General features: G+C 66.7%; 26 protein-coding genes. 12 read left to right on the top strand and 14 right to left on the bottom strand.

Going from position 1 to position 25,352, the window contains the following annotated elements:
* Window positions 1-224 precede the first annotated feature (224 nt).
* The 3 genes from G9465_RS17270 to G9465_RS17260 all read left to right on the top strand — a co-directional run bounded on the left by G9465_RS17270 (window position 225) and on the right by G9465_RS17260 (window position 2,723).
* Window positions 225-1,187: a hypothetical protein gene (locus G9465_RS17270; RefSeq protein ID WP_166972259.1), complete on the top strand. Its 963-nt coding sequence runs from the start codon at window positions 225-227 to the stop codon at window positions 1,185-1,187.
* Window positions 1,188-1,390: 203 nt separating this feature from the next.
* A complete protein-coding gene (locus G9465_RS17265) occupies window positions 1,391-2,215 on the top strand; it encodes an aldo/keto reductase (protein WP_166972257.1) in 825 nt (274 codons plus the stop codon).
* Window positions 2,216-2,315: 100 nt separating this feature from the next.
* Window positions 2,316-2,723, top strand: coding sequence for a hypothetical protein (locus tag G9465_RS17260; protein ID WP_166972255.1), 408 nt, complete (start codon window positions 2,316-2,318; stop codon window positions 2,721-2,723).
* 30 nt (window positions 2,724-2,753) lie between these two features.
* On the opposite strand, the gene G9465_RS17255 is transcribed toward G9465_RS17260, so the two are convergent.
* On the bottom strand, window positions 2,754-2,924 hold the full coding sequence (locus G9465_RS17255) for a hypothetical protein (protein ID WP_166972253.1): 171 nt from the start codon (window positions 2,922-2,924) through the stop codon (window positions 2,754-2,756).
* An 85-nt stretch (window positions 2,925-3,009) separates the two neighbouring features.
* Here G9465_RS17255 and G9465_RS17250 point away from each other — a divergent pair, with 85 nt between their 5' ends.
* Complete coding sequence (locus tag G9465_RS17250) at window positions 3,010-3,684, top strand: MBL fold metallo-hydrolase (protein WP_166972251.1); 675 nt, start codon at window positions 3,010-3,012, stop codon at window positions 3,682-3,684.
* 7 nt (window positions 3,685-3,691) lie between these two features.
* Here the strand turns inward: G9465_RS17250 and G9465_RS17245 are convergent, their stop codons facing one another.
* From G9465_RS17245 to G9465_RS17225, 5 genes are all read right to left on the bottom strand, one after another.
* Complete coding sequence (locus tag G9465_RS17245; protein ID WP_166972249.1) at window positions 3,692-4,003, bottom strand: CTP synthetase; 312 nt, start codon at window positions 4,001-4,003, stop codon at window positions 3,692-3,694.
* A gap of 2 nt (window positions 4,004-4,005) precedes the next feature.
* Window positions 4,006-4,923, bottom strand: coding sequence for a glutamine-hydrolyzing GMP synthase (guaA, locus tag G9465_RS17240; protein ID WP_166972247.1), 918 nt, complete (start codon window positions 4,921-4,923; stop codon window positions 4,006-4,008).
* Window positions 4,923-6,584 carry a glutamine hydrolyzing CTP synthase gene (gene pyrG, locus G9465_RS17235; protein WP_166972245.1) on the bottom strand — a complete coding sequence of 554 codons (1,662 nt, stop codon included), beginning with the start codon at window positions 6,582-6,584 and terminating at the stop codon, window positions 4,923-4,925. Before pyrG ends, guaA begins: the two co-directional genes overlap by 1 nt.
* 114 nt (window positions 6,585-6,698) lie before the next feature.
* On the bottom strand, window positions 6,699-6,881 hold the full coding sequence (locus tag G9465_RS17230; RefSeq protein ID WP_166972243.1) for a hypothetical protein: 183 nt from the start codon (window positions 6,879-6,881) through the stop codon (window positions 6,699-6,701).
* Between the two features lie 64 nt (window positions 6,882-6,945).
* Window positions 6,946-8,310 carry a hypothetical protein gene (locus G9465_RS17225; RefSeq protein WP_166972241.1) on the bottom strand — a complete coding sequence of 455 codons (1,365 nt, stop codon included), beginning with the start codon at window positions 8,308-8,310 and terminating at the stop codon, window positions 6,946-6,948.
* Between the two features lie 99 nt (window positions 8,311-8,409).
* Here G9465_RS17225 and G9465_RS17220 point away from each other — a divergent pair, with 99 nt between their 5' ends.
* Window positions 8,410-9,669 (top strand): PQQ-binding-like beta-propeller repeat protein, encoded by a 1,260-nt coding sequence (locus G9465_RS17220; protein WP_166972239.1) that lies wholly within the window; start codon window positions 8,410-8,412, stop codon window positions 9,667-9,669.
* On the opposite strand, the gene G9465_RS17215 is transcribed toward G9465_RS17220, so the two are convergent.
* Entirely contained in the window at window positions 9,653-10,246 is a 594-nt protein-coding gene (locus tag G9465_RS17215) for an alpha/beta hydrolase (RefSeq protein ID WP_166972236.1), read from the bottom strand. The two genes, G9465_RS17220 and G9465_RS17215, sit on opposite strands and share 17 nt — an antisense overlap.
* 159 nt (window positions 10,247-10,405) lie before the next feature.
* On the opposite strand from G9465_RS17215, the gene G9465_RS17210 reads away from it, so the two are divergent.
* Window positions 10,406-11,275: a PspA/IM30 family protein gene (locus G9465_RS17210; protein WP_166972234.1), complete on the top strand. Its 870-nt coding sequence runs from the start codon at window positions 10,406-10,408 to the stop codon at window positions 11,273-11,275.
* A 30-nt stretch (window positions 11,276-11,305) separates the two neighbouring features.
* On the opposite strand, the gene G9465_RS17205 is transcribed toward G9465_RS17210, so the two are convergent.
* The 4 genes from G9465_RS17205 to G9465_RS17190 all read right to left on the bottom strand — a co-directional run bounded on the left by G9465_RS17205 (window position 11,306) and on the right by G9465_RS17190 (window position 16,959).
* A complete protein-coding gene (locus G9465_RS17205; protein ID WP_166972232.1) occupies window positions 11,306-13,213 on the bottom strand; it encodes an SLC13 family permease in 1,908 nt (635 codons plus the stop codon).
* A gap of 75 nt (window positions 13,214-13,288) precedes the next feature.
* Window positions 13,289-14,332 carry a hypothetical protein gene (locus G9465_RS17200; protein WP_166972230.1) on the bottom strand — a complete coding sequence of 348 codons (1,044 nt, stop codon included), beginning with the start codon at window positions 14,330-14,332 and terminating at the stop codon, window positions 13,289-13,291.
* 77 nt (window positions 14,333-14,409) lie between these two features.
* Window positions 14,410-16,338 (bottom strand): threonine--tRNA ligase, encoded by a 1,929-nt coding sequence (gene thrS, locus G9465_RS17195; RefSeq protein ID WP_166972228.1) that lies wholly within the window; start codon window positions 16,336-16,338, stop codon window positions 14,410-14,412.
* A gap of 54 nt (window positions 16,339-16,392) precedes the next feature.
* Entirely contained in the window at window positions 16,393-16,959 is a 567-nt protein-coding gene (locus G9465_RS17190; RefSeq protein WP_166972226.1) for an HTH domain-containing protein, read from the bottom strand.
* Window positions 16,960-17,148: 189 nt separating this feature from the next.
* Between G9465_RS17190 and G9465_RS17185 the strand changes: the two genes are divergently transcribed.
* From G9465_RS17185 to G9465_RS17160, 6 genes are all read left to right on the top strand, one after another.
* Entirely contained in the window at window positions 17,149-17,580 is a 432-nt protein-coding gene (locus G9465_RS17185) for a universal stress protein (protein ID WP_166972224.1), read from the top strand.
* A 72-nt stretch (window positions 17,581-17,652) separates the two neighbouring features.
* A complete protein-coding gene (locus tag G9465_RS17180; RefSeq protein WP_166972222.1) occupies window positions 17,653-19,185 on the top strand; it encodes an ATPase domain-containing protein in 1,533 nt (510 codons plus the stop codon).
* Window positions 19,186-19,743 carry a hypothetical protein gene (locus G9465_RS17175; protein WP_166972220.1) on the top strand — a complete coding sequence of 186 codons (558 nt, stop codon included), beginning with the start codon at window positions 19,186-19,188 and terminating at the stop codon, window positions 19,741-19,743. It abuts the gene before it with no gap.
* A 47-nt stretch (window positions 19,744-19,790) separates the two neighbouring features.
* Window positions 19,791-20,303, top strand: coding sequence for a gamma carbonic anhydrase family protein (locus tag G9465_RS17170; protein ID WP_166972218.1), 513 nt, complete (start codon window positions 19,791-19,793; stop codon window positions 20,301-20,303).
* A gap of 161 nt (window positions 20,304-20,464) precedes the next feature.
* On the top strand, window positions 20,465-22,357 hold the full coding sequence (locus tag G9465_RS17165; RefSeq protein WP_166972216.1) for a hypothetical protein: 1,893 nt from the start codon (window positions 20,465-20,467) through the stop codon (window positions 22,355-22,357).
* 83 nt (window positions 22,358-22,440) lie between these two features.
* Window positions 22,441-22,914, top strand: coding sequence for a redoxin domain-containing protein (locus G9465_RS17160; protein ID WP_166972214.1), 474 nt, complete (start codon window positions 22,441-22,443; stop codon window positions 22,912-22,914).
* 27 nt (window positions 22,915-22,941) lie between these two features.
* On the opposite strand, the gene G9465_RS17155 is transcribed toward G9465_RS17160, so the two are convergent.
* The 3 genes from G9465_RS17155 to G9465_RS17145 are packed head-to-tail and all read right to left on the bottom strand — an operon-like array spanning window position 22,942 to window position 25,218.
* On the bottom strand, window positions 22,942-23,103 hold the full coding sequence (locus G9465_RS17155; RefSeq protein ID WP_166972212.1) for a hypothetical protein: 162 nt from the start codon (window positions 23,101-23,103) through the stop codon (window positions 22,942-22,944).
* Window positions 23,104-23,161: 58 nt separating this feature from the next.
* Window positions 23,162-24,211, bottom strand: coding sequence for a dipeptide epimerase (locus tag G9465_RS17150; protein ID WP_166972210.1), 1,050 nt, complete (start codon window positions 24,209-24,211; stop codon window positions 23,162-23,164).
* Window positions 24,208-25,218, bottom strand: a complete 1,011-nt coding sequence (locus G9465_RS17145) for a DUF1611 domain-containing protein (RefSeq protein WP_166972208.1) — start codon at window positions 25,216-25,218, stop codon at window positions 24,208-24,210. The genes G9465_RS17150 and G9465_RS17145 overlap by 4 nt, the downstream gene beginning before the upstream one ends.
* Window positions 25,219-25,352 lie beyond the last annotated feature (134 nt).

Below are 25,352 nucleotides of genomic sequence, written 5' to 3'. Positions count from 1 at the left end.
GACCGAGCCCGGTGCGACCGGCTAATTATGAAGCCCCGCCGATTTTCATTCGTTTCATACCGTTTACTCCGCCGCAAACGGCCGAACGACCTCGGTCTCGCGGAATTCGCGGTTTCGGTGGCGGTCTCCGGTCGAAATCGTCGGTTTTCGGACCCACAAACCGCGAAAAACCGACTTAACCGCGACCCCCCTTCAAGTGGGACGCTCCTCACCCCCCGAGTGCAATGTCCGAACGCGAAGCCACTCGACGTGGCGTCCTGAAGGGTATCGGTGCGTCAGTCGCTGCTGCGATGGGGACGGCGGCCCTCTCCGGGTCCGCCGCCGCGAGTAGCCCGTGGGAGTCCGTCGAATCGCCTACGGGCAACACGCTCTACGACGTGGAGTACACGGACGCGGGAGCGTACGCCGTGGCCGGCGGTGGCGTCGTCCTCGAACGGACGGAACTGGGCTGGCAGAAGATTCTCGACGGCGGCCCGACGGGCAACGGCAACAGCCTCTACGGCGCGGACGTGACCGACGACGGCAAGCGCCTCTGGTTCGTCGGTGCCTCCGGCGCCATCGGCGAGTACGATGTCGAATCCGGTGTCCTCACCGACCACAGCGCCCCGATGGACGTGACCAACAACTTCAACGACGTCTCGGTCACGGGGCAGGCCGGCGAGGCCAACGTCTACGTCGCCGGCGACTCGGGGAAGATGTACTACTCCTTCGAGAACGGCGCCAGCGAGACGTGGGACTACGTCACGCCCGGGTCCGGGTCGGCCATCAACGCCGTCGACTTCTTCGACGACCGCAAGGGCCACATCGTCGACGGCAACAAGTCCGTCTTCCGCACGCAGGACGGGTCGACGTGGAACAAGATCGGGCTGGCAGACGCCAACGTGAACTTCTACGGCGTCGACTCGGACGGCTTCGACGACGTCTGGGTGTCCGGCGGCGGCGGCATGCTATTCCACTGGGACGGCGTCGAGTGGACGCCCCACGACACCGGTGACGCCGGCCTCCGGGACATCGAGGTCACCGACGGCGACGGTGACGGCTACACGGTCGGTGGTGGCGGCAAGGTGTACGAACTCGATAGCGAGTGGACCCAGAACCAGACGCCGACCGGTCAGAACCTGAAAGCCGTCGTCTGCGGGTCGGTCGACATCGCCGTCGGGGCCGGCGGCACCATCATCGAACGGTAGCGTCTCGGCTGTTCGACGGTCCTCCACCGCTCCGGGTCCCGCACTCGCACCCGCCCCTCCACCGCTTCCACTCTCGGCACGCCCCATCTGATGCCCCCTCGTCGTGACGGCTCGGCTGTCACCGTCACGAACGCCCGCTCTGTGTCCTCCCTCCCGGTTCCCGCTGGCACTGCCGTTTTGCCGCTGGCCGACTAACTGCCCCCATGGAGACGATTCAGGTGCAGGGCGAGTCCGTTCCCGCACTCGGCCTCGGCACGTGGCAACTGACCGGGCCGGACTGCCGCGAGACGGTCCGGACGGCGCTGGAGATGGGCTATCGACACGTCGACACCGCACAGGCCTACGGCAACGAACGGCAGGTGGGCATGGGCATCGACGCCGCCGACGTGGACCGCGAGGACGTCTTTCTCGTGACGAAACTCGACGGGCGCAACCGGAGCGCGCGGCGGGTCCGACAGTCCGCCCGCGAGAGTTGCAACCGACTCGGAACCGACTATCTCGACCTCCTGCTCATCCACTGGCCGAACACGCCGTGGATGGCGCCCCTCTCGGAGACGCTCGGCGCGATGAACGACCTCGTCGACGACGGCCTCGTCGAACACGTCGGCGTCAGCAACTTCTCGCGGTCGCTGCTCGACGAGGCCCGAGAGCGCTCCGACGCCCCGATTCTCACCGATCAGGTGCAGTATCACCCCTACTGTGACCAGCGGGGACTGCTCGATTACTGTCGCATCCACGACGTCCTCCTGACGGCGTACAGTCCGCTGGCCCGCGGCGGCGTACTGGAGGACCCGGCCCTCGTCCAGATCGGGAACCGCTACGGGAAGTCACCCGCACAGGTCGCGCTCAGATGGCTCGTCCAGCAGGACGGCGTCGCCGCCATCCCGAAGGCGTCCAGCCGTGACCACCTCGCAGCGAACCTCGCTATCTTCGATTTCGAACTGACCGACGACGAGATGGACCGCATCCGCTCGCCCTCGAAGGTCAAGACCGGCTATCACTACTTCCGGTCGCAGTTGCCGTTCTGAGTGTGCCATTCGGCCCCATATATAACGTTTTCGCGGCTCGGATGTGGGTATGCAATAGTAACCCAGTTTTAGATAGTAATCTATCGTCTCTCTGGACGTAATGGCAACCGAAACGCCACCGACGATGGAGACGTACAGCCCGGAGACCATCCTCTCGACGATGGGGTCGATAAAGAAGATGCTCGTGGTCGGCGCCGTCTTCGCGGGCGTGGGATATCTGCTCGTCGGGGCCGCGTTGTTCCTCGAGTTCACGCAGTTCCACCCACTCATCGACCAGTTCTTCGCCACGCAGACGACTCACAGCATCGCCGGCGGTGGCCCGGACCGCGCCGGTGCGTCCCTGCTGAACGCGCAACTCGCGACCATCCACAAGTTCCCGTCGCTGTTGCTCTGGCTGAAACTCGGCGGTATCGCCCACATTCTCGTCGGCATCTTCGTCGCGTTGGCGGCTATCGTCCGCACGCTGACGCTGGTGCCCCACCGACTCGCCTACGCGATGGACGAGTGAGCAGCCGGTCGTTTCGTGCCCTGTCTCTGGCTAGCTGGTCGACGCCGACGGCTGGTCGAGCGCCTGTTTCTTGCCGCGATAGTACAGCCAGACCAGCACCGCGATGGTCAGTGGAAACAGGACGAGAGCGAGGATAGCCAGCGGCGGACACAGGAGGAACAGGGCGAACGCCCGCCAGGAGACGACGGTGTCGCGGGCCATGGTTGGCCGCTCTGTCGGACGGTCTATGGGTGTTGTGGTCCCGTCGCCGAGAAGGGTTTTGCCGTCGGCGGCCCAAAACCCACGCATGGTGACGCCGCTTTCGGACGACGTCTGGTGGTACGACCTCTCGGGAGTCAACGCCTACCTCGTCGACGACGCGGGGACGCTGACGCTGGTCGATGCCGGGATGCCGTGGCACGGCAACGCTCTCGTCGCAGGCGTCAGGGAGGCGGGCTTCGAATTGCGCGATTTGGACCGGGTGCTCCTGACGCACTACGACCTCGACCACGTCGGCGGCCTCTCGGCGTTCGACGGCGTCGACCTGACCATATACGTCGGCGTGGCCGACGCGCCGTACGTCACGGGTACCGACAAACCGCCGCTGACGAACCACAAAGGGACGCTCCAGCGACTGACTCGCCGTCTCGTCTCCACGCCCTCGAACCCGGTCGAATCGGTCGCGGACGGAGACACGGTCGGGAGTTTCACTGTCTACCACACCCCCGGTCACACGCCGGGCCACGTCTGTTACGTCAGCGAGGCGCTGTCGACGGCGTTTCTCGGCGACCTCTTGCGGGAGAACCGCGGGGTCCTCTCGGCGTCGCCGTGGCTCCGCAGCTACGACACGGGCGCGGTGACGCGGAGTCTCCGCGAGTTGATGGACCGCGTGCCGCCGTTCGAGGTGGCCGCGATGGGCCACGGCGTCCCGTTCAAGAAGGGAGGGAGCGGGCGCGTCGCAGAGTTGGCGGCGACGGTCTGAGACGGGACTACAGTTCCTCGGCGACGGCCTCGGGGCCGAGCAGATTCGGGTCGACGACGAGGTCGGTCTGTCTGCTGGCGAAGTCCGGCAGCGACCCCTCGGCGTAGACGACGATTCGCAAGTCGGGCACGAGGTCCTTCGCGACGGCGATGGAGGTGGCCTGTGCCATCTCGGTGAGGAGGTAGACGTCGGCGTCGTGGATGCCGGCTTCCTCTAGCCCGGGGCGGTTGCCCACGTCGGCGACGGTGACGCTGTGCCCCTCCGCTTCGAGTGCGTCGGTGATGCCGTCGGGGTCGGACCCGACGATGATGACCTGCATCGTCACTCGTACTCGATTGTCGCCGGCGGTTTGTGGGTCACGTCGTAGACGACGCGAGCGACGTTCTCGTGGGCGCCCGTGATGCGGCTTTGCATCCGCTGGAGGGTCTCCCAGTCGAGTTCCTGTGCGCGGGCAGTCATGCCGTCACGCGACTCGACGGACCGCACCGCGACGACCCAGCCGTGGACGCGGTTGTCGCCCTTGACGCCGGTGGCCTTCCCGATGACGGCCGCGAGGGCCTGCCACGGTTCGTACTCTTCGAGTTCCTCCTCGACGACGTGGTTGGCCTCGCGGGCGACTTCGAGTTTCTCCTCGGTGACCTCGCCGATGATGCGGACGGCCAGACCGGGGCCGGGGAACGGCATCCGCTCGGAGATAATCTCCTCTAAATCGAGTGCGCGGGCGACTTCCCGGACCTCGTCCTTGTAGAGGTCGCGCATCGGTTCGACGATGCCGTCGAAGTCGATGCGCTCGGGGAGGCCGCCGACGTTGTGGTGGGACTTGATGGTCCCCTCGCTCTCGATGCGGTCGGGGTAGATGGTCCCCTGCACGAGGTAGTCGGCGTCGACCTCGCGGGCGACTTCCTCGAACTCCCGGATGAACTGCTCGCCGATGATGTGGCGCTTTTCTTCTGGGTCCGTCTCGCCTTCGAGTTCCTCCAGAAAGCGGTCCTGTGCCTCGACGATGCGCAGCGAGTCCATGTAGTCGAACGTCTCGCGAATCTCGTCGGTCTCGCCTTTCCGCATCAGGCCGGTGTCGACGTAGACAGCGGTGAGCTGGTCGCCGATGGCCTCGTAGGCCAGCGCCGCGGCGGTGGAGGAGTCGACGCCACCGGAGAGGCCGATGACGGCGTTCTTGTCGCCGACTTCCTCGGCGATTTCGGCTGTGGCCTCCTCGATGAACTCCTCGACGTCCACCATCAGTGGCTCACCTCCTCGGTTTCAGCGGCGTGGGGGTCGTCGCCCAGCACGGCCTCCAGCAGGCCGACGAACGGCGGGCTAGCCCGTGTCGGGCGCGAGCGGAACTCGGGGTGGAACTGCGTCCCGATGAAGTACGGGTGGTCCTCGGGCGCGAGTTCGAGTATCTCCATACGGTTCCCGGAGCGCCCGGAGAACTTCAGCCCGGCGTCTTCGAGTTGGTCGAAGTACTCGGGGTTGACCTCGTAGCGGTGGCGGTGTCGCTCGGTACAGGACGTGCCGCCGTACAGCGTGGCGGCGAGCGTCCCGGCCTCGATGTCCGTCTCGTGGGCACCCAGTCGCATCGTCCCGCCCATGTCCTCTATCTCGTACTGCTCGGGCAGGATGTCGATGACGGGGTGTGGCGTGTCCTCGTCGAGTTCGGCCGAGTGGGCGCCCTCCAGTCCGAGGACGTTCCGGGCGTACTCGATGACGGCGAGCTGGAAGCCCAGACAGAGGCCCAGATAGGGCACGTCGTTCTCGCGGGCGTAACGGATGGCGTCGATCTTGCCCTGCGTGCCGCGCGTGCCGAAGCCACCGGGGACGACGATAGCGTCGGCCTCGCGCATCCGGTCCTCGTGGTGGTCGGGCATCTTCTCGGAGTTGACCCACTCGACGTTCACGTCGACGTTCTTCTCCAGTCCGGCGTGTTTCAGCGCCTCGTGGACGGACATGTAGGCGTCTTCGAGGTCGTACTTGCCCACGAGCGCGACGTCGACTTCGCCGTCGGTCTGCTGGGTGACGAGTTCGCGCCAGCGGTTCTCCCGTTCGTCCTCCGGCAGGGCTTCGTCCGCGATGTCGAGCCGTTCCATCACGTACTCGTCGAGCCCCTCCTCCTCGACCATCAGCGGGACGTGGTAGATGTCGTCGACGTCCGGGTTCGAGAAGACGGCCTCGGTGGGGACGTCACAGAACAGGGCTATCTTCTCTCGCGTGTCGATGTCGAGTTTGTCCGAACAGCGGCCGACCAGAATGTCCGGCTGAAGACCGATAGAGCGCAGTTCCTTCACGGAGTGCTGGGTGGGCTTGGTCTTTTGCTCGCCGTTCTTCGAGTAGGGGACGAGCGTGACGTGCGTAAAGAGGATATCCTCCTCGTCCTCCTCGTGGGCGAACTGGCGCAGGGCCTCCAGATAGGGCATCCCCTCGATGTCGCCGACGGTGCCGCCGACTTCGATGATACAGACGTCGTTGCCCTCGGCGGCCTCGCGGATGCGCCGCTTGATGTCGTCGGTGATGTGCGGGATAATCTGGACCGTGCGACCGAGGTAGTCGCCCGCGCGTTCCTTCTCGATGACGTGCTGGTAGGTCTTCCCCGTCGTGACGTTGTGGTCGAACGTCATGTCGATGTCGAGGAAGCGCTCGTAGTTCCCCAAGTCGAGGTCGACCTCGCCCCCGTCTTTGAGCACGTACACCTCGCCGTGCTGGAAGGGGTTCATGGTACCGGCGTCGACGTTCAGATACGGGTCGATTTTGACCGCTGTAACGTCGAACCCGGCGTTCTTGAGAAGCCTGCCCGTGCTGGCGGCGGTGATGCCTTTCCCCAGGCCAGACATCACGCCACCGGTGACGAAGATGAACTTCCGACCCAGTTCCGGGTCGTAGTCCGTTTCGGGTTCGGTCGGCATACCGACCGTGGACAGTGTGTCGCCAAAACGGTTTCGGGACACCCTTCGTTCGTCATGCCCTGTCAGTCAGACACTGGACGTTTCTGTCCCCGCGCCCGTCACTGACGACCGCCGTCACCGAATCAGCGTCCGACTGACGGTGACGACCAGCGCGAGCGACAGCGCCGAGAAGACCGCGTCGCCAGCGGTGGCACCGATGGCGAGGAACAGCGCCAGACCGGCGAGAAAGCCGGTGACGAGCGAGACGGCCCCGTGGCTGACCCGCGGCCCGATGGGTAGCGGTCGTGCTGTCGACATAGTCTCCTATAGTACATTATTGATGATAAGGGTATGCCCGAACTCACTGGCGATGGTCGACTCCTCAGTTCGCGACCGGCTGTGAGATGATCCACAGCGAGAGCACGGTGTACCCCACCATGACGACGACAAGCGGGAGGTGTGCCCGCCGGGCGGCGCGGCCGTACCGCCCGACTGCGACGGTGTGAGCGGCCACGACGGCGACGAGGTGACCCCCGACGACGAGTGCCACCTGCGACCCCCAGAACGCCGCCAGCGAGAGGCCCGCGACGGGGTCGGGCGCGAACAGGCCGGCGGTCGTCAGGTCGGCGAGCGTCCCGAGGTTCCGGAGGACGAACGGGTAGGTGTGGGCCACCTCGTAGGCCCCCGCGATGGGGAGCAACGAGGCGGCGAAGGCCGTCGCTGTCCGGCCGACCGGCCGCGACTCGCCCGCGGCGGCGTCGACGAGCGAGACGGCGGCCCAGTAGCTCCCCAGAAACAGCGCGAACCCGGCGAGATACAGCACGGTTGCGGCTGGGGTCGGACCGAGCGCCTCGGGCATCGCGGCCAGCAGCGCTCGGAACGTCGTCGTCTCGGCCATGCCGTCGAAACTGACAGTGTACAGCGCGAGGACGACGAACGCCACCGTCGAGCTATCGGTCACGGTGCGGGTGCAGGCCCGCCACGGTGCTCGGAGCGTTATCCGGTAGCCACTGTCGACGTGTATCGGTGCGATTCGCCCCAGCAGTCGGTAGAGCACCGCCAGCGGGTCGGCCCGGCGGAGCCACGTCGGCCCGAACGCGAGCGCTCCGACGACCATCACGAGGGCGTAGCCCGCGACCAGCGCGGCGGTGAGACGCGGGGAACGCGGGAGCGTCGTGAGGTTCTCGACGACGCCGACCAGTAGCGCGAACCCGGCGACGGCGGGCCAGTCTCCGAGCGGTTCGGGGTACTCGGCCAGCAGTGCCGGCGGGTCCCCCTCAAGCCACGCGAGGCCCGCATACAGCGTGCCCCACGGCGAGACGACGCGCCACGGACTCCCGGCGACGATGGCGAGGAGGCCGAGCCCCTTCAGCCACACCGGCCAGAACAGTACCGTCGCGACGTTCTCCGACGCGATCTGTTGGCCGAGGATACCGGTGGCGAGGACGGCAATCAGCGCGAACAGGCCGACGGTCCGCCCGGCGTTGGCGAGCGTCTGTGCGGCCCAGAAGGGGAGGGTGAGCGCCGGTGTCTCGTGGCCGCCACCGGCCTCTCGCTCCCCTATGGCCAGCCACCCCGCAGTGACGGCGACGGTGCCACCCGCGCCGGTGTACAGGAGCCACAGCGGAATCGGTGCCTCGACGCCGCTGCCGACGCTTCCGTGCGCGCTCGCGACACCGACGAATCCGAGGGTCGCGAGCGTCGTGACTGTGAGCGCGAGCGCCCGACAGCGGCGGCGGCGGTCCATACCCCAGACTGGCCCGCCGCCGGGCAAGTACGTACCGCTCTCGCTCGCCCGGCGCAGACGATAGCCGACCTTATGCTCGCCGAACGCCGAGTGTCGACAATGCGACCCCGGACGGCCCTCGTCGCGCTGCTGGTCTGCGGTGCGCTGGCCGCCGTCTTCGCCGTCGGCGTGACGGCCAACGGCGGCGCACTCACCCAGACGTGGGTGAGCGACACGGCCCGCCAGAACGAGGTGAACCACCACGCCGTCGGCGTCGGCCCGCGCGGCGACGTTCTCGTCGCGCCCGTCGCGGCCGTTCCCAACGCCGAACCGATCGGCCCGAACTCCTGTTCGCTCGTCCGTCTCCGACCGAGCGACGGGGCGACGCGCTGGCGGTGGAGCGTCCCGGCCGGAGAGTGTTTCACCCACGCGCTCACCCAACCGGCCGTCGCGGACGTAGACGGCGACGGCGGGTTGGAGGCCGCCGTCGGCACGACGGAGAACGCCGTCGTCGTCCTCGACGCGGCCACCGGAACCGAGGAGTGGCGCGTGCCGCTGTCGACGTACGGCTACGGCCAGCCCTCGGTCGGGAACGTCACTGGCGACGCGGGCCCGGACGTCGTCACGAGCGACATCGCGGGGACGCTCGTCGTCGCCCACGGGAACGGGACCGTGGCGTGGCGACGAGACGCGAACATGACCGTGTGGGCGCGGCCGCGGTTGGCCGACGTGGACGACGACGGGGCGTCCGAGGTGGTCCTCGGCGGCGACGGCGGCGTCGTCGTCTACGAGGGCGACGGTGCCGAGCGGTGGCGTACCGACGTCGACGCGACGACGCTCGCCGTCGGCCCGGACGGGACGGTGCTGGCGGGCAGTACGGGCGAACTGACCGCGCTCGACGGGGCTACCGGTGAGCGACGGTGGACGGCCGACATCAGCGGGACACCCCGAATCCACGACGTAGGCGACGCCGACGGTGACGGCCGCGCCGAGGTGTACGCCGGCGTCGCGGGGAACACGGTGTTGGCTATCGACGTGGACGCCGGCGAGACCGAGTGGCGAACGTCGCTGGGCGGCGGCGAGCGCCAGACGGCCTACGCGCCGGTGCTGGGCGACGTGGACGGCGACGGCACGCAGGACGTGATTGCAGTGACGAACGACGGCACCGTCGCGGTTCTCGACGGCCGGACCGGCGAGGAACGCGCGGCCTACGAGCGTTCCGTCCCCATCTGGACGTTCGCCACGTCGGCGGACCTCGACGGTGACGGCGGGGCGGAGGTGCTGGTCCGGTACGGCGACGGCCGCGTCGTCGCGCTTGACTGGACCACGTCCGGCGGGAGCGCGCTCGCCGTTTCGCCGGTCGCTACAGGTGCGCCCTGAGGAACGTTGTCACCACGTCGGCGACTTTCTCGGCCTGCCCGACGAAGTGATGATCCGCGGCGAACGACTCGACGGCGTGGCCGAGTTCCTGTGCGCGCTCGACCACGGGTTTCCAGTCGACGGTGTCGTCGCGGTCGCCGTAGACGACCTGTACCGGGCAGCCGATGGCGTCGAGCGCGTCGACGGCAGTGCCGTTCGATAGGGCGGCGGGCGGGGCCAGTACCGAGAGAGCGGCGGGCGCGTCGTCCTCGCTCACCTCGGCGGCCGCCCGGAGCGCCACGTCCGCGCCGAAACTGTAGCCGAACAGGCCGACGGCGTCGTAGCGCTCGCTCGCCCACGCCAGCGCGTTCTCGGCGTCGACGCGCTCGCCCCGCCCCCCGTCCCACGGGCCGTAATCGAACCGGAGACAGGCGACGTCGGGACCGAGCGCGTCGCTCACCGCGCGAAGCCGCTGGTCCGACCGACTGCCCCCGTACCGGGGATGTGGCGGGCAGGCGACGACGGCCCGGTCGGTCTCGGGTGAGTCGAGGGTCGCCACGACCCGCCGACCACCGGGGACGTGAACTGTCTCGCTCATGCCCACATCGTCGGCGGGTGCAGCCCTGTATCTGTCGCCGCAGCACGCGCCGCGCGGTCGTCCGAAGCGTCGTCACCTCCGTTGGCCTACCCGGCGACGGTCGTCTCACGACGGCCAGTAGTGGAAGAAATTTAAGTCAACAGCACCGAACTTTGAGCCATGGGAATCCTCTCGCGCGCCTCGTACATCATTCGGTCGAAGGTGAACGCGGTGCTCAACCGTTCTGAAGACCCCGCCGAGACACTCGATTACAGCTACGAGCAGATGCGAAACGAGTTGCAGGACGTCAAACAAGGCATCGCGGACCTGACGACCCAGAAGAAACGACTGGAGATACAAAAGCGCCGGTTAGAGGAGAACGTCGAGAAGCACAACGATCAGGCCCGACAGGCCGTCAAGCAGGACCGTGAGGACCTCGCCCGGCAGGCCTTAGAGAAGAAAAAACAGAAGATGACCCAGATAGAGGAACTCGACTCCCAGATATCTCACCTGGAGTCCCAGCAGGACCAACTCGTCGACCAGAAAGACGAACTCCAGCGCCAGATAGAGCAGTTCCGCACCAAGAAGGAGACGATGAAGGCCCGCCACGAGGCCGCGAAAGCCTCGAAGCGAGTCAACGAAGCCATGACCGGGGCCGGCGACGAGATGGAGGACGTCAACCGTGCCATCGAGCGCGCAGAGGAACGCACCGAGGACATGGAGGCTCGCGCACAGGCGATGGACGAACTCCGCGAGGACGGCGTACTGGAGGACCAACTCTCCGATAAGAGCTCGCTGGAGCAGGAACTGGAGGACATCCAGCAGGAGGGGGCCGTCGACGCCGAACTCGACACGCTGAAACAGGAGATGGGCAAGGCCGACGAGGTGGCCAGCGAAACCGAATCCGTGGACGCCGAACCCAGCGACGTCGAGACGGAACTCGAACAGGAACTCGCCGAGGACACCGCCGACGACGTGGAGACGCCCGACGTCGACGAGAGCGAGGTCGAGTCCGAACTCGAAGAGCTCAAAGACGACGAGCAGGCCTGACGTTCCGTTCTCCGCCGTTACTGCGTGGGCTCACAGCGGCCAGATGACCGTGACCGCCACCGTGGTGACGACACAGAGGAGTAACTGCAACGGCGCGCCGACGCGGGCGTAGTCGGTGAACCGGTAGCCGCCGGGACCGTACACCATCAGGTTCGTCTGGTATCCGACGGGGGTGAGGAAGGCGGTTGCGACGGCGAAGGTGACGACGAGTAAGAAGGGCGTCCCGTCGACGCCGATGTCCTGTGCCGTCGCGACGGCGATTGGCGCCATCAGCACGACGGTCGCGACCGGGGTGATGAGGCTGGCGAGAACCGCCGTCAGGAGGTAGAACAACGCGAGCAAGAACAGCGGCGGCACGACCACGGCCACCTCGGCGAGCAAGCCGCCGACGAACGCCGCGCCGCCGGTGGCCTGCATCGCCGCGCCCAGGGGTAAGAGCCCAGCTAGCAGGAAGACGACGTTCCAACTAACCGCATCGTAGGCCCGCGAGGCCCCGATCGCCCCCGTCGCGACCATGGCGACGACGCCGCCGAGTGCGGCGATGTATATCGGGACCACCGCCGCCGCAGCGAGCGCGATGACGGTGACGAGGATACCGAGAGGTACCAGCGCTCGGGGGCTGAGCGTCGGCGCCGGTTCGTCTTCGTGGATGCCGTCGAACAGTACCGGCGGCCCCTCCGTGAGGACGAGGTACCCCTCTTCCTCCAGGTGGGTTATCTCCTCGACAGGCGTCTGGAGCAAGAGCGTATCGCCGGCGTCGAGTTCGACGTCGGCGAACCCCTCACGGATGACTGTGCTCCCGCGGCGAATCGCGAGCACCGTCACGTCGAATCGCGAGCGCAGGCCGACGTCCCCGAGCGTGCGGCCCAGGAGCCGCGACTCCCCGTGGACGACGGCCTCCGCGAGTACGCCGGAGTGGCCGCTCTCGGCCAACAGTTCCTCGGTCACCGACTCGCGGGGGAGTTGTCGCAGGCCGTAGCGTTCGCCGAACTGGTTGACTGCCTGTGTGCTGCCCCGAACCGTCAGCACGTCGCCCGGTTCGAGCGGTCGGTCGGTCGCCGTCGCGAAGAACGACTCTCCGTCCCGGTCAATCTGGAGCACGTCGACGTCTATCGGCGCCAGTTCGGCGGGTTCGCCGTCGGCGAGTGCGACCTCGCCGGCGTCGGCCGCCACGACGGCGGCCACGCCCTCGCTGTCGAACGTCTCGGCCACGGTCAGGCCGACCAGCGGCGAGGACTCGCGGACCGTCAACTGCGCGAGGTGGCGGTCCATGTCGAACTCCTCGGTGAAGTCCGCCGCCGGGTGTATCCGCTCGGGGACGAGCGCCCGGCCGACGGTGAGCAGATAGCCGACGCCGACCAGCAGGATGACGATACCGACGGGCGTGAGCGTGAACATCGAGAACGGTTCGTTCAGCAGGTCTCGGGAGATGTCGCTCGCGAGCAGGTTCGTCGTGGTGCCGACGAGCGTCAGCGTCCCGCCGAGCATCGCCGCAAAGGAGAGCGGCAGGAGGAACTTCGACGGCGAGATGCCGTACCGTTCCGAGAGACCGGTGACGAGGGGGATGAACACGGCGACGATGGGGGTGTTGTTGACGAACCCCGCGCTGACGCCCGTGGTGCCGACGATGGCCGCGAGCAGTCGGCCCTCGTCACCGCCCGTGAGGGCCGCCAGTCTTGCCCCCAGCCAATCGACGACGCCGGCCTCCTCGACGCCCGCGCTGAGGATGTACATCGCGAGGATGGTGACGACCGCGGGACTGGCGAAGCCAGCGATGGCCTCGAGAGCGGGGACGCCGGTGTACGGTTCGAGGACGGCCAGCGAGACGAGGACTGCCACCGCGGTCATGTCGGGCGGAAGCCACTCGGTGACGAACAGTATCAGGACGACGGCGACGAGTGCGAACACTACCAACGCACCCGTCGAGAGCGCTGCCATACTCCAGCCGAACGTTCGGCCGTGTGATAAATACGGGTGGCGTCGACGGTTTTCCCTCGTAGGAGACGCTCCCGCTCAGTCCCAGTTTACGTCCACCGAGCGGTCCGTCTCGCGGAGGATGAACGGGCCGATAGAGAGGGTCCGCTTGGTGATGGTGACGATGCGGAGGATGTACGCGAGCAGGAGCGTGAAGGGCAGCAGGGAAACCGTGGTCGTAATCGCCAGTATCCACAGCGAGTTGGCGACGCCGAACGTGAGGTTCGCGAAGTCACGTGGGTCGAAAAACACCTGTGCGGAGATGGCGACGGCCAGCGCTGGCACCGCGACGTACAGCAGCGTCCGCGAGAGGTTCGACAGTTCCCACTGGAAGTACAGCGTCTTGAAGTGTTCGCGGGCCGGCCCGAACAGTTCCAGCGTGTCGACGAGCGTCTCGAGTCGGTCCAGTGCTTCGTCGGAGAGTTCCTCTGCGTACTCCTTGCGGATGCGCCGGCCGGCGTACAGTTTCCACGAGTAGTTGTAGTTCAGTGCGGCCTTCACGACGTCGAACTCGCCGAAGTTCGCGCCTTCGAGTTGGTCGGTGACGGTGTCGGCGTTGCCGACGACGGAGTCGAGGTACGTCGACAGCAGATCCGTCAGGTTCTGGTCCAGGTCGTCGGCTTCGACGGCGGCTTCGACCTCTTGGGCGTGTTCTTTCGTCGCGCGGACCAGCGACCGGAGGAACGCAGACGGTTCGGCGGGGCTGACGGCCGCGCCGACGGCGTCGGCCACGTCCGAACGGAACGTCATCGCGCCCGCCATCCGGTCGCGCTGGTCGCCCACGGCGCCGAGTTCCTGTGAGAGGACGAGTTGGCTCAGCGTCAACACCAGCGTGACGCCCGTGATGGTGCCGGTGATGAGCGCCTGATACAGCGTCTCGATGGGGTCGCCACGCGTCAGTAGTTTCTGTCCCGGCGTGGGGTGGAGGACGCCGACGACCACGAGCGTCGCGAACAGGCCCGCCGAGAACAGGCCAGCGACGAACCGACGGTCGGCGTCCAGTAACACCCAGAGGAGCCACGTGCTCTCCTCCGCCCGCTCTCGCATCGTGTCGCTTGGCTGGTCCCGGTCGGCGTCGGCCATACCGAAGTCGTCACTTGCCAGACATAAAAGCGACCGCCTTGCCGTGACGTGGGCACACGCGGGACGGCGGACTTGGCCTACCGACCGGCGAGGAACGTCACCGCTGTCCGCTGCTGTTCGACTTCGATCGCTAAGTGATCACGGAACTCGTCGAGGTCTATCTCCGTCTCCTCGCGCTCCTTGCGGTCGCGCACCGAGATGTTGCCGGCGTCTTCCTCGTTGTCGCCGATGATGAGCATGTAGGGCACTCGGTCGTCGTGGGCCTGCTGAATCTTACGGCCGACGGTCCACGAGCGGTCCTCGATTTCGACGCGGAACTCGCCCAGTTCGTCCTGTAACTCCTCACAGTACGGGATGTTGTCGTCCGAAACCGGGAGGATGCGGACCTGTTCCGGGGCGAGCCACGGCGGGAACCTCCCGTTGTAGTGCTCGGTCAGCACCATGAAGAACCGCTCGTAGGAGCCATACAGCGCGCGGTGGATCATCACCGGGCGGTGGTCCTCGTTGTCCTCGCCCGTGTAGGTCAGGTCGAACCGCTCGGGCATGTTGAAGTCCAGTTGGACCGTGGGGCCGTCCCAGTTGCGGCCCAGCGCGTCCTCGAAGGCGAAGTCTATCTTCGGGCCGTAGAAGGCGCCGTCGCCGGGTTCGACCGCGTAGTCGATGTCCTGTTCTTCGAGGACAGATTCGAGTTGGGACTCGGCACGTTCCCAGATCTCGTCACCGCCGACGGACTTCTCGGGCCGGGTGGCGAACTGGACGGTGTAGTCGAGGTTGAACGTATCCAGCGTATCGAGGATGATGTCCACCGTCGCAAGCACCTCCTGTTCTATCTGGTCGGGGCGGACGAACAGGTGGCCGTCGTCGATGGTAAAGGCCCACGTTCGGGAGAGGCCCGAGAGTTCGCCGCGCTGTTCTTTCCGGTAGACCTTCCCGTCCTCGAAGTAGCGGACCGGGAGGTCCCGATAACTCCAGGACTTCTGATCGAAGATGGTCGCGTGGCCCGGACAGTTCATCGGCTTGAGGCCGTACTCCTCGTCGTTGACGTCCAGCAGGAACATGTCGTCGACGTAGTTCTCGTAGTGGCCGGACTTCTTCCACAGTTCGGTGCGGAAGACGTGAGGCGTCTCGATCTCGTCGTAGCCGGCGTCGCGGTTCAACTGGGCGACGTAGTCCGACAGTTCGTTGAGAATCTTCTTCCCGTTGGGTTCGTACAGCGGGAGGCCCGGCCCGGTGGTGTCGTCGATAGAGAAGAGGTCCATCTCCTGCCCGATCTTGCGGTGGTCGCGCTCTTGGGCCTTCTGACGGCGTTCGAGGTACTCGTCGAGTTCGTCCTGCGTGGGGAAGGCGGTGCCGTAGACGCGGGTGAGCGTCTCGTTGTCTTCCTCGCCGCGCCAGAAGGCTGCCGAGATTTCGAGCAGGGCGAACCCGCCGATTTCGCCGGTGGACTCGACGTGGGGGCCCTGACAGAGGTCGTAGAACTCCCCTTGCGTATAGAAGGAGACGCGCTCCTCGCCGGCGGCCTCCGTTTCGAGGATGTCCTGCTTGAACGGGTTGTCCTCGTACCGTTCGAGGGCGTCCTCGCGGTCGAGGAGTTCGCGTTCGATGGCGTAGTCCTCCTCGATGATGGCCTCCGCTTCGGCCTCGATGTCTTCGAGGTCGTCCTCGTCTAAGTCGACGTCGGTGACGTCGTAGTAGAACCCGTCGTCGGTCCACGGTCCGATAGTCAGTGTCGCCTCGGGGAACTCCCGCTGAAGCGCCTGAGCGAAGACGTGGGCGGCGGAGTGCCGGAGCACGTCCACGTACTCGTCGCTACTCGGTGTGACGATGACCAGTTCGACGTCCTCTTCGATGGGGGTGTGCTTGTCGACCAACTCGCCGTCCACGACGCCCGCGACGGTGTCATCACCGAGTCCCGGTCCGATTTCGTAGGCGACGTCTTCGACCGTACTGCCGGCGTCCATCTCTAAGGTGGACCCGTCCGGCAGCGTGACCGTGACCGTACTCATACCCGTGGATACGATAGCGGCCGGGGATAAGTGTATTGAGACGCGGACGGCGACTCACTCAGTCGTCAGGAGCTCTTCCTCGTCGCCCTCGCGAGGGGGCCGTGACAGGGCGTCCCGATCCGGCGACGCCTCGACGGTCGTAACGTCGAGCGGGTCGAACTGCCGTTGGTCGCCGGATTCGAGAGCGTCGAGGCGGTCGGGCACCGTGGTGACGTCGCCGTCGACGGCGTGAGGCGAGACACAGACGAGTGAGTCCCCGAGGAACTCTACGAGCAATACAGACGGGAATCGGATGGCCCGGAACTGGTCGCCGACGAGCATGTCGTCGACCTCCCGAAGTTCGAACGCCGGTGACAGCGAGCACCCGTTGATCGCCGCCCACTCCCGGAAGACGGTGACGCGGTCGAGGACGTACTCCCCGACGGTCGTTCGGGCCGATTCGGCCGTCGCTGGCACCTGTTGCCCCCAGACGTGCACCTGTCGGTCGGTGAGTGTCTCTGTCTCGACCAGTTCTGTCACGTGGTCGAGGATACACTCCTGTGACTGGTGGTACCCCTCTGGCAGTAGCGAACGAACGTACAGTTCGACAGATCGGCCCGCCGGCAGGTCACTCCCTTGCATCGTGGTACCACACATGATTCCCTCTAACAAAACTCCACTAGTTGACAAGTCATGCCGGAACGGCCGTTCGATTGAACGATGGTAACTCGCCGGTCGTCGGACGATGGAGTCAGGACCGTCCCAAGCGTGGTCGTGTGGTGTGACAACAGGGAGTACTATGTATCGTCGGGACGCAGTATCGGCGTGCCGATGTACGATAAGGTACTCGCCGCGACCGACGGCAGTTCGGGGACGACCGAGACGCTCGCACACGCCGTCTCGATTGCCCGCGACAACGACGCGGTGTTGCACGGCCTCTACGTCGTCGACAGACGCCTCTTCCTCGCGGCCGATAAGGACACGCAAGACGACGTCCGTGACTCGCTCCGCGAGGAGGGAGAGGTAGCGCTCGACGACATCGCGGTCGGCGGCGAGGAAGCGGCCCTCGAAACCGTGACGCGGATGGAGGAGGGTATCCCACACAAGGTTATCACGCAGTACGCTGCCGACGAGGACATCGACCTCGTCGTGATGGGGACCCACGGCCGGACCGGTCGCGACCGGGTGGCGAACCTCGGGAGCGTCACCGAACGCGTCGTCGAGAGTTCGCCGGTGCCCGTCCTCGTCGTCCACATCGAGTGAGGACAGTCTCAGTCCTGCTAGTTTGGCACTACGCATTTACCACGTGCTTTCCAACTGGGGACAGAGAATACGATGTCGGTACCCACCGGTAGCGAGACGCTAGACAGTATCCTCGACGGTGGCCTTCCGGAGGGCCGCACAGTGTTGGTCACTGGCGGTCCGGGCACGGGCAAATCGACGCTCGCCATGCAATTCCTGCAGGCGGGGATCGACCGCGGCGAGGAGTGTCTGTACATCAGCACCGAACAGACGTTCGAAGAGCTATCGGACGCGTTTGCGGACTTCGCGTTCGACCTCCACGACGACGACCTGACGGTCACGTCGATTCACGCGACGCCGGGTCAGACCGTCGAGAACGGTGACGGACGGGAACTGACCCTCGAAACGCTCGAAGGCGGGCAGATGCTCGGTGGCGACTACTCGGCTCCTTTCGAGGCGAAGTACATCACCCGCTACCTCGAACAGTTCGCGCCCGCCGACCGGGTCGTCCTCGACTCCGTCTCGGGGCTCTCGGCCATCGGCGAGAATCAGGACGTGTTCCGGCGGACGTTGCTCGACTTCATCCGGTTGCTCAACGACGAGTTCGACGCGACGGCGCTGTTCACCGCCGAGGAGTCCCAACCGGGGCTGATGCAGGACGACGTGAAGACGGTGGCCGCGAGCGACGCCGTCCAGTTCAACACCCACGGCGTCCTCCGCCTCTGGCGGGAGAACGTCGGCGGCGACTATCACCGTTTTATCGAGGTGGTGAAGATGCGCGGCGTCGACCACGATACACGCGTCCACGAGGTGTCGTTCACCCACGAGGGGTTGCGCGTCGCGCCGCGCCTCCGGACCCACCCCGGCGAGTTCGTCCCCGGCGACCACATGTCGACGGGCATCCCGGGGCTGGACCACCTCATGGGCGGCGGCATCGTCCGGGGCGGGACGCTCTTACTGGAACACGACGGTCGGGCGAGTCCCCACTCCATCCTGACGAACTTGCTCGTAGAGGCCCGCGACGGCGGGAGCGCTATCACCATCGTCCCCCCGGTGGAACTCCCGCCCAAGCGCCTGCGCAGCATCATCGACGAGCGCATCGGCGACATGGAGGAGCTGCTGGCGAACGACCAGTTGTTCCTCGTCGACTTCGCCAACATCTGGGAGAACACCAAACGCAACGTGTTCAAACCGCAGGAACACGACACGGACAACCCCGCGTCGGTGTTCCGCACGGTCGACGACAGGCGGGGCGACCAGTCGATGTTCACCGTCCTCAACGTCGAGGCGCAGTTGCCGGTGCTGGACGACGACGAACTCCGACAGATGCGCTTCTGGGAGGAGGAGAACCTCTATCGCGAGGGCGACACGACGATGTACCTGTTCAACCCCGCGACGTTGGACGACGAACTCGCCGCCTTCTACGAGAACGGGTCGTGGCAGACGCTGAAGACGTGGGTGACCGACAACGGCCTCCAGTACATCGAACTCCAGAAGTCGCCCAGCGGCTACATGGGGTCGACGCGACTCGTCGAGTACATCGAGGACAAACCGTACATGCGCGTCCAGCAACCGCCGGGTGCGGGTCCACGGCGGCGACGCTCGACGGGACGGGGTGCCCAGTAGATGGATCAGACGGATGCTCGTCCGGGGACGAACGTCCTCGTGTCTGCACCGTCTCTGAGTTCGAGCAAGCAGGAGACGTGTCTGGACCTGCTGGCACCGGCCCCGGCCGAGGCCCTCGACGTGTTGCAGGTCACGTACTCCGCCGCGCCGCCCGAACTGATCGACGACTGGCGCGAGCATCACGGCGACCTGCCGGCGCGGATGGGCATCGTCGTCGTCGGCGACCACGGGGGGCTCCGAGGGGACGACCACGACGTGCCCGACAACGTCTTCGTCACGACGGCGAATCCGAACGACCCGACCGGCCTCGGGATGCGGCTGAACAACTACCTCACCGACCACGACGACAGCACGCAACTGGTCGCCTGTTTCGACTCGCTGACCGAACTGCTCCAGTTCGTCGACCTGCAGTCGGCGTTCAAGTTCCTCCACATGCTTGCGGGGCAACTGCGCGAGGTGGACGCCGTCGGGCACTTCCACGTGGACCCGGTCGCACACGACGACCAGACGATTAGCCGCCTGAAACCGCTGTTCGACGATGCCGTCGACCACACCTGACCCGGCTGACCGGTATCTTTTCGGATGGGCAACACGCTGTATCGCATATGGACAGTCGCGAATACGAGTTCGAGGGGGCAGCGCCGGACATCCACGGCTACGCACACGTCAGTCGAGAAGCGACCGTTGTCGGAGACGTGACGGTCGGCCCGAACGCCAACGTCTGGCCGGGCTGTGTCCTCCGTGGTGACGTCGCCCCGGTCGAAGTGGGTCGCGAGACGGCCATCGGCGACGGCGCTATCCTCCACGCCTCGACGGTCGGTGAGAAGGTGATGGTCGGTCACGGGGCCGTCCTCAACGACGCGGAAGTCAGGGACGGCGCGCTGATCGGGTTCAACTCCACCGTCAGCGACGCCGTCATCGGCAAGGGCTCTATCGTCGCGATGGGCACCGTCGTCCCGCCGGGCTACGAGGTGCCGGCCGAGTCGTTCGTCCGCGGGAGTCCGGCGCAGGTGACGCCGCTCTCGGAGACGACTATCGACCCCGACGAAGTGTTCGAGGCGTTCTCCTCTGGGGATTACGCGAACCTCGCCGCGCGCCACGAGGACCTCTTCGAGTAGCGAGGGGCGCGAACGAAGTGAGCGGCCCTCGGAACCGCGAGCGGGGAGGAACGACCCTCGAAGCGGAACGCCGACCGGAGGGTGCCGTAGAGCGCGAACGCGGCCGAGAACTTCGCCGACGACGGGGTAGTTATAAGGGAAGAACCGCCACAGTTCACGGTATGGACGACATCGTCGACCTGGTGCGCCGCTCGCTGGCTGACGAGACGTACGAGGAGTTCGCCGACCGGGTCGACGACCAGGCGGCACAGCTACGGACCGCAATCGAGGCAGGGGAGTTCGACAACGAGTCGTTCTCCGTCGGCCTCGAAATCGAGTTGTACGCTATCAACAGTGTCCCGGAGCCACCGGAACCCGACGAGGACGAGGAGACACTGGACGAGAGCGACCTAGACGCCGACCTCTCGGGCGGCGGCGGAAACGCGTGGGACGGGTCGCTCGACGCCCCGGCGGAACCCGCCGACGGGGGCGGGGCCTCGCTCGACCCGACGGACGACGATCCGCTGGCACCCGACGATTCGTCGGACACAGACGACGATACCGGCGACGGCGACGACCGGTTCGGCCCCGGCGAGGGGCCGTCGCTCGATATCGACCCCGACAGCCCGCTCGCCGACGACGGCCCGGAGACGCCCGAAGACGAGGGGGAACCGGCGGTCGAGGCGGTGGCCGACGAGGACGGCCCCTACATGGACCCCGACGAGTGGGAGGGGCGACTCACGCGCCTGCCCGACGTCGTCTTCGAGGGCGAGGCGAACAAGGAACTCGGCCTGCACAACGCCGAGGTCAACACCGAACCGAACAGTTTCGATCAGACGGGCATGGAGGTCCAGACCACGGCCGTCGAGATGCAGACCAAGCAGGCCCGCGCGCAGGCGAGCAACCAGCACTGCGAACTCGTACTGGACGCGATGTGGACGATCCCCCCAGAGGAGGGCAGCGAGTCCTACCTCTCGGCCCACGAGGACCGCGACGGCGTGGTACTCGCCGAGAACATGCGACAGGCCCCGCGATACGTCGCGCTGGACAACGAGGCGCTCCGGCACGCTGGCGGCGAGATTCCGTTCGACGTGCCCGGCTACGACGGCGCGTTCCCGACAATCCTCTTCGAGTCGCTGGCCACCTCCATCCAGCCACACCTCCAGATTCCCGACAGCGACGCGTTCCCGGCCTACTACAACGCCGCCATCCGGACGCTCGGGCCGTTGCTCGCCATCTCGGTGAACTCGCCGTTCCTCCCGGCGGACATGTACGACGGCGTCGACGGCGAGTGGCTCTGTGAGCAAACTCACCACGAACTCCGCATCGCCGCCTTCGAGCAGTCGGTCAACACCAGCGAGAACCCGAAGGTCCGGGTGCCCGAGGACATCGACGCCGTGACCGACGTAGTGGACCGCGTCGTCGCAGACGACCTGTTCGCCCCGTTCCTCCGGGAGTGGCTGGAAGACGACGACCGGAACGGCTTCGAGGACGAGTTCTGGGAGTTCGACCACAAACGAGGGACCTACTGGCGGTGGCTCCGCTGTGTTATCGGCGGCACGGCCGTCGACGGGGCCGCCAGCGAGCAGTCGCTCCGCATCGAGTACCGGCCGTTGCCGACGCAACCCCACGTCACGGACATGATCGGCTTACAGGCGCTGACGGTCGGTCTCATCCGTGGCCTCGTCGTCGCCGACCACCCGCTGGCCGAACTGCCGTGGCAGGAGGCCCGCCGGAGTTTCTATGCCGCCGCCGAGGACGGACTCGACGCCGACCTCGCGTGGGTCACCAGCCACGGCGAGCGCACCACCGACCGCGACGTCATCTTCGACGAGGTGTTCCACTACGCACGCCTCGGCCTCGCCGAACAGGACGTCCCGGCGGCCCGTATCGACGAGTACCTCGACCCAATCGAACGCCGCTACGAGGTCGGCGAGACGCCGAGTTCGTGGAAGATAGACCGCGTTCGGTCGTACCTGAACGACGGGTACGACCTCACCGCCGCTATCGCGGAGATGCAACGGGACTACTTCGAGTGCAGTCGCGAGCACCACGAGTTCGCCGAGTGGGTGTAACCGCGTCAGGGTGTCGCCCGGAATGTGGGCAGTGGTTCCCGGCTTACCACCATTTATTCGGGTCAAGTGCCAACGAACAGCCGATGGTATCCACAGGCGATTCCGCGCCGAACATCTCGGCGACAGTCGCGAACGGAGAGGTAGAGACGTTCGAACTCGACGAGCAGGTCGGCGACGGTCCCGTCGTACTCGCGTTCTTCCCCGGGGCGTTCACGCCGCCGTGTTCGAACGAGATGGTCGCACTGCAGGAACACCTCGAGGACTTCGAGGGCGCCGGCGCGACGGTCCTCGGTCTGAGCGCGGACTCGGCGTTCTCGCTCAATGCCTTCCGCGACGAACACGACCTGTCGTTCGACCTCGTCAGCGACATGAGTCGCGAGGCGATTCAGGACTACGACCTCGAGATCGACATCGGTGACCTCGGCCTGCACGGCGTCGCCAACCGCGCCGTGTTCGTCGTCGACGACGACGGCGACGTCTCCTACAGTTGGGTCGCCGACGACCCGACCAACGAACCCGACTACGAGGAACTGCTCGACGCCGCCGAGAGCGCCTGAATCGGCCACGAAGCAGATACCGTTCCGTCACGCCGCGTCGAGCCACGCTTCGAACTCGTAGAAACAGCCCGAGCAGAAGGCTCCTTCCAGCGTGGCGACGTCCTCGGAGACGTGTTCGACCATGTAGCGCTGGTGGCGCGCTTGTGATGGCTCCAGTTCGGTCCCGCAGTTGTCACAGTACTCGGACATGTGGACGGCTTGACGCTCCCGCGGAGTAACGCTCCGGCTTTCGTATGCAGGGTCGGTGTCAGTCCCCGCCGTCGAATCCGGGGTTCGGCCGGACGCCGGTCCCCGATTCGACGGCCTGCAGTTCGAAGACGTCGTCGTCGATAGGGACGCCGTCGTAGGGGTCGTCATCGAGGAGGAGTGCGCCGTCGAGGTCGGCGTAATCGACCAGCGGTGCGAGGTGTGCCGCGGCGGCGATAGAGGCGTTCGACTCCACCATGCACCCGAGCATCGTCGCGAGGCGATGGGCGTCGGCGGCGTGGACGAGGCGCGTCGCGGCCCGCAGGCCCCCGCACTTGACGAGTTTCACGTTGACGACGTCGCAGGCGTCGGCGACCCGCGGCACGTCCGTCGGGACCACGCAGGACTCGTCGGCACACACCGGCATCGCCGTCGACCGCGTGACCCGCCGGAGGCCCTCGATGTCGTCGGCGGCGACCGGTTGTTCGAGCATCGTCACGTCCGCGGCTTCGAGCCACCCGGCTGCCGTGACCGCTTCCTCGGGGTCCCACGCCGCGTTCGCGTCGACCCGGATATCGGCGTCGGGGACCGCCTCTCGGACCGCCTCGAACCGGACCCGGTCGGCGTCGGTGCCGAGTTTCACCTTCAGCGTCGAGAACCCGGCTTCGACGGCGGCGACGGCCTTCTCGGCCATCTTCTCCGGGGGGTCGATGCCGACGGTGTAGGAGGTCGGTGGTACCCGCTCGGGGTCGAGTCCCCACTGGCGGTACAGGGGGACGTCGAGGGTACGGGCCGCGAGGTCGGCCAGCGCGATGGAGACGGCCGTGCGGGCTGCCGGCTGGTGGGGGGCCTGCTCGTGCAAGCGGCGCTCGATGCGCTGGCCCGCGTGCGGGTCGCCCACGGTTTCGACCGTCGTCAGCAGGTCCGGGAGCGCCTCGGCGACGCTACTGGGCGTCTCGCCGTAGTACTCCGTCGGCGTCGCCGCGCCGACGCCGGTGGTGCCATCGTGGGTGAGTTCGACGACGACAGTGCTGGTCGTCTCGCTGGTCCGCCGGGCGATACCGAACGGCGTCGAGAGCGGCAGGTCGTACCGTTCGACGTGCCACTTCATAGGATTGCGTCGAGCACCTCGTCGGGGACGCTATCACGAACCGGGTCCGTCGCCGGGACGCCCAGCGCCTCGCGATACGTGGCAACCGCGTCCACCGCGTCCGCCGCGTCGAGGGCGCTGGTGTTCAGCATCCCGGCGTCGACGGTCGCATCCGAGATTGGGGCCGCGAGTCGCTCGTAGATGTCGACGTACTCGTCCAGCGGCGGGATGGCGAACGACTCGTAGCCGTGAATCGCTTCCTGCCCGGCGTTGTGACACAGCACCAGCGCGTCCGGGGCCGAACCGTGGAGGATGCTCGTCGTGACCCCGGAGTACGCCGGGTGGGCGAGCGCGCCCTGTCCCTCGACGATGAGTACGTCTTTGTCTTCGGGCGTCTCGACGAGACGTTCGACTGCGCCGGCGGCGTAGTCGGCGATGACTCGGTCGACGACGATACCCCACCCGGTGATGGCGACGCCGGTCTGGCCCGTCGGCACCACGGCGGCGTCCAGCCCCCGTTCGCGGGCCGCGTCGCGTATCTCGAAGGAGGCGGTCATCTTCCCCGTCGAGCAGTCGGTGCCGACGGTGGTGACGACGGTGGCGTCAACCTCGCCGGCGGTGCCCTCGGCGACGGTGAGGTCGTCGGGTGGTTTCCGGAGGTCGTGGAGTTCGCCGCCGTGTTCCTCGGCGAGGCGGACGAACTCGTCGTCGTCTTCGAGGAAGTCGTGCAGTCCTGCGAGGACGTCACAGCCGCGTTCCAGCGCCGTCCGCACGTCGTCTCGCCAGGACTCGTCGAACGCACCGCCGATGGGAGCGATACCGATGAGTAGTGCGTCCACCTCCGGCACGTCGTCCATCGACGCGACGATGGGGGCGTCCTGCACCCCGGGAAGAACGTCGGTGACGTGCTTGCCGGCGTGTTCTCTGTCGACCAGCGCGCGGACTTCGTGGTCACCGTAGCGGAGCAACCCGACGGCCGTCTTGGCGCGGTCGGGGAACGATTCGTGGGCGAGGACGGCGACCTGCATACGAGAACTGTCGCGGTCCCCGGGCCTAAAGGTATGGTCGGGCCGGCGTCGATGCCGCCAGTCGACGCCCGTCGGCCGGTCGCCGTCTGTCGGTCGTGACGACGACGCGTCTACGGTGGCGAGCGGTCGCGGCA

This window comes from Haloarcula sp. JP-L23 (assembly GCF_011602445.1).
Taxonomy (GTDB): Archaea; Halobacteriota; Halobacteria; order Halobacteriales; family Haloarculaceae; genus Haloarcula; species Haloarcula pellucida.
This window is presented reverse-complemented; position numbering and strand designations above follow the sequence as displayed.

Excerpts from the sequence above, each read along its gene's own strand:
- G9465_RS17215 (WP_166972236.1), bottom strand. The coding sequence starts at position 10,246 with ATGAGCGAGACAGTTCACGTCCCCGGTGGTCGGCGGGTCGTGGCGACC.
- G9465_RS17225 (WP_166972241.1), bottom strand. The coding sequence starts at position 8,310 with ATGGACCGCCGCCGCCGCTGTCGGGCGCTCGCGCTCACAGTCACGACG.
- G9465_RS17190 (WP_166972226.1), bottom strand. The coding sequence starts at position 16,959 with ATGCAAGGGAGTGACCTGCCGGCGGGCCGATCTGTCGAACTGTACGTT.
- G9465_RS17220 (WP_166972239.1), top strand. The coding sequence starts at position 8,410 with ATGCGACCCCGGACGGCCCTCGTCGCGCTGCTGGTCTGCGGTGCGCTG.
- G9465_RS17160 (WP_166972214.1), top strand. The coding sequence starts at position 22,441 with ATGGTATCCACAGGCGATTCCGCGCCGAACATCTCGGCGACAGTCGCG.
- pyrG (WP_166972245.1), bottom strand. The coding sequence starts at position 6,584 with ATGCCGACCGAACCCGAAACGGACTACGACCCGGAACTGGGTCGGAAG.
- G9465_RS17255 (WP_166972253.1), bottom strand. The coding sequence starts at position 2,924 with ATGGCCCGCGACACCGTCGTCTCCTGGCGGGCGTTCGCCCTGTTCCTC.
- G9465_RS17155 (WP_166972212.1), bottom strand. The coding sequence starts at position 23,103 with ATGTCCGAGTACTGTGACAACTGCGGGACCGAACTGGAGCCATCACAA.
- G9465_RS17270 (WP_166972259.1), top strand. The coding sequence starts at position 225 with ATGTCCGAACGCGAAGCCACTCGACGTGGCGTCCTGAAGGGTATCGGT.
- G9465_RS17210 (WP_166972234.1), top strand. The coding sequence starts at position 10,406 with ATGGGAATCCTCTCGCGCGCCTCGTACATCATTCGGTCGAAGGTGAAC.
- G9465_RS17145 (WP_166972208.1), bottom strand. The coding sequence starts at position 25,218 with ATGCAGGTCGCCGTCCTCGCCCACGAATCGTTCCCCGACCGCGCCAAG.
- G9465_RS17170 (WP_166972218.1), top strand. The coding sequence starts at position 19,791 with ATGGACAGTCGCGAATACGAGTTCGAGGGGGCAGCGCCGGACATCCAC.
- G9465_RS17260 (WP_166972255.1), top strand. The coding sequence starts at position 2,316 with ATGGCAACCGAAACGCCACCGACGATGGAGACGTACAGCCCGGAGACC.
- G9465_RS17175 (WP_166972220.1), top strand. The coding sequence starts at position 19,186 with ATGGATCAGACGGATGCTCGTCCGGGGACGAACGTCCTCGTGTCTGCA.
- G9465_RS17180 (WP_166972222.1), top strand. The coding sequence starts at position 17,653 with ATGTCGGTACCCACCGGTAGCGAGACGCTAGACAGTATCCTCGACGGT.
- G9465_RS17150 (WP_166972210.1), bottom strand. The coding sequence starts at position 24,211 with ATGAAGTGGCACGTCGAACGGTACGACCTGCCGCTCTCGACGCCGTTC.
- G9465_RS17265 (WP_166972257.1), top strand. The coding sequence starts at position 1,391 with ATGGAGACGATTCAGGTGCAGGGCGAGTCCGTTCCCGCACTCGGCCTC.
- G9465_RS17200 (WP_166972230.1), bottom strand. The coding sequence starts at position 14,332 with ATGGCCGACGCCGACCGGGACCAGCCAAGCGACACGATGCGAGAGCGG.
- G9465_RS17185 (WP_166972224.1), top strand. The coding sequence starts at position 17,149 with ATGTACGATAAGGTACTCGCCGCGACCGACGGCAGTTCGGGGACGACC.
- G9465_RS17165 (WP_166972216.1), top strand. The coding sequence starts at position 20,465 with ATGGACGACATCGTCGACCTGGTGCGCCGCTCGCTGGCTGACGAGACG.
- G9465_RS17245 (WP_166972249.1), bottom strand. The coding sequence starts at position 4,003 with ATGCAGGTCATCATCGTCGGGTCCGACCCCGACGGCATCACCGACGCA.
- G9465_RS17205 (WP_166972232.1), bottom strand. The coding sequence starts at position 13,213 with ATGGCAGCGCTCTCGACGGGTGCGTTGGTAGTGTTCGCACTCGTCGCC.
- G9465_RS17230 (WP_166972243.1), bottom strand. The coding sequence starts at position 6,881 with ATGTCGACAGCACGACCGCTACCCATCGGGCCGCGGGTCAGCCACGGG.
- guaA (WP_166972247.1), bottom strand. The coding sequence starts at position 4,923 with ATGGTGGACGTCGAGGAGTTCATCGAGGAGGCCACAGCCGAAATCGCC.
- thrS (WP_166972228.1), bottom strand. The coding sequence starts at position 16,338 with ATGAGTACGGTCACGGTCACGCTGCCGGACGGGTCCACCTTAGAGATG.
- G9465_RS17250 (WP_166972251.1), top strand. The coding sequence starts at position 3,010 with ATGGTGACGCCGCTTTCGGACGACGTCTGGTGGTACGACCTCTCGGGA.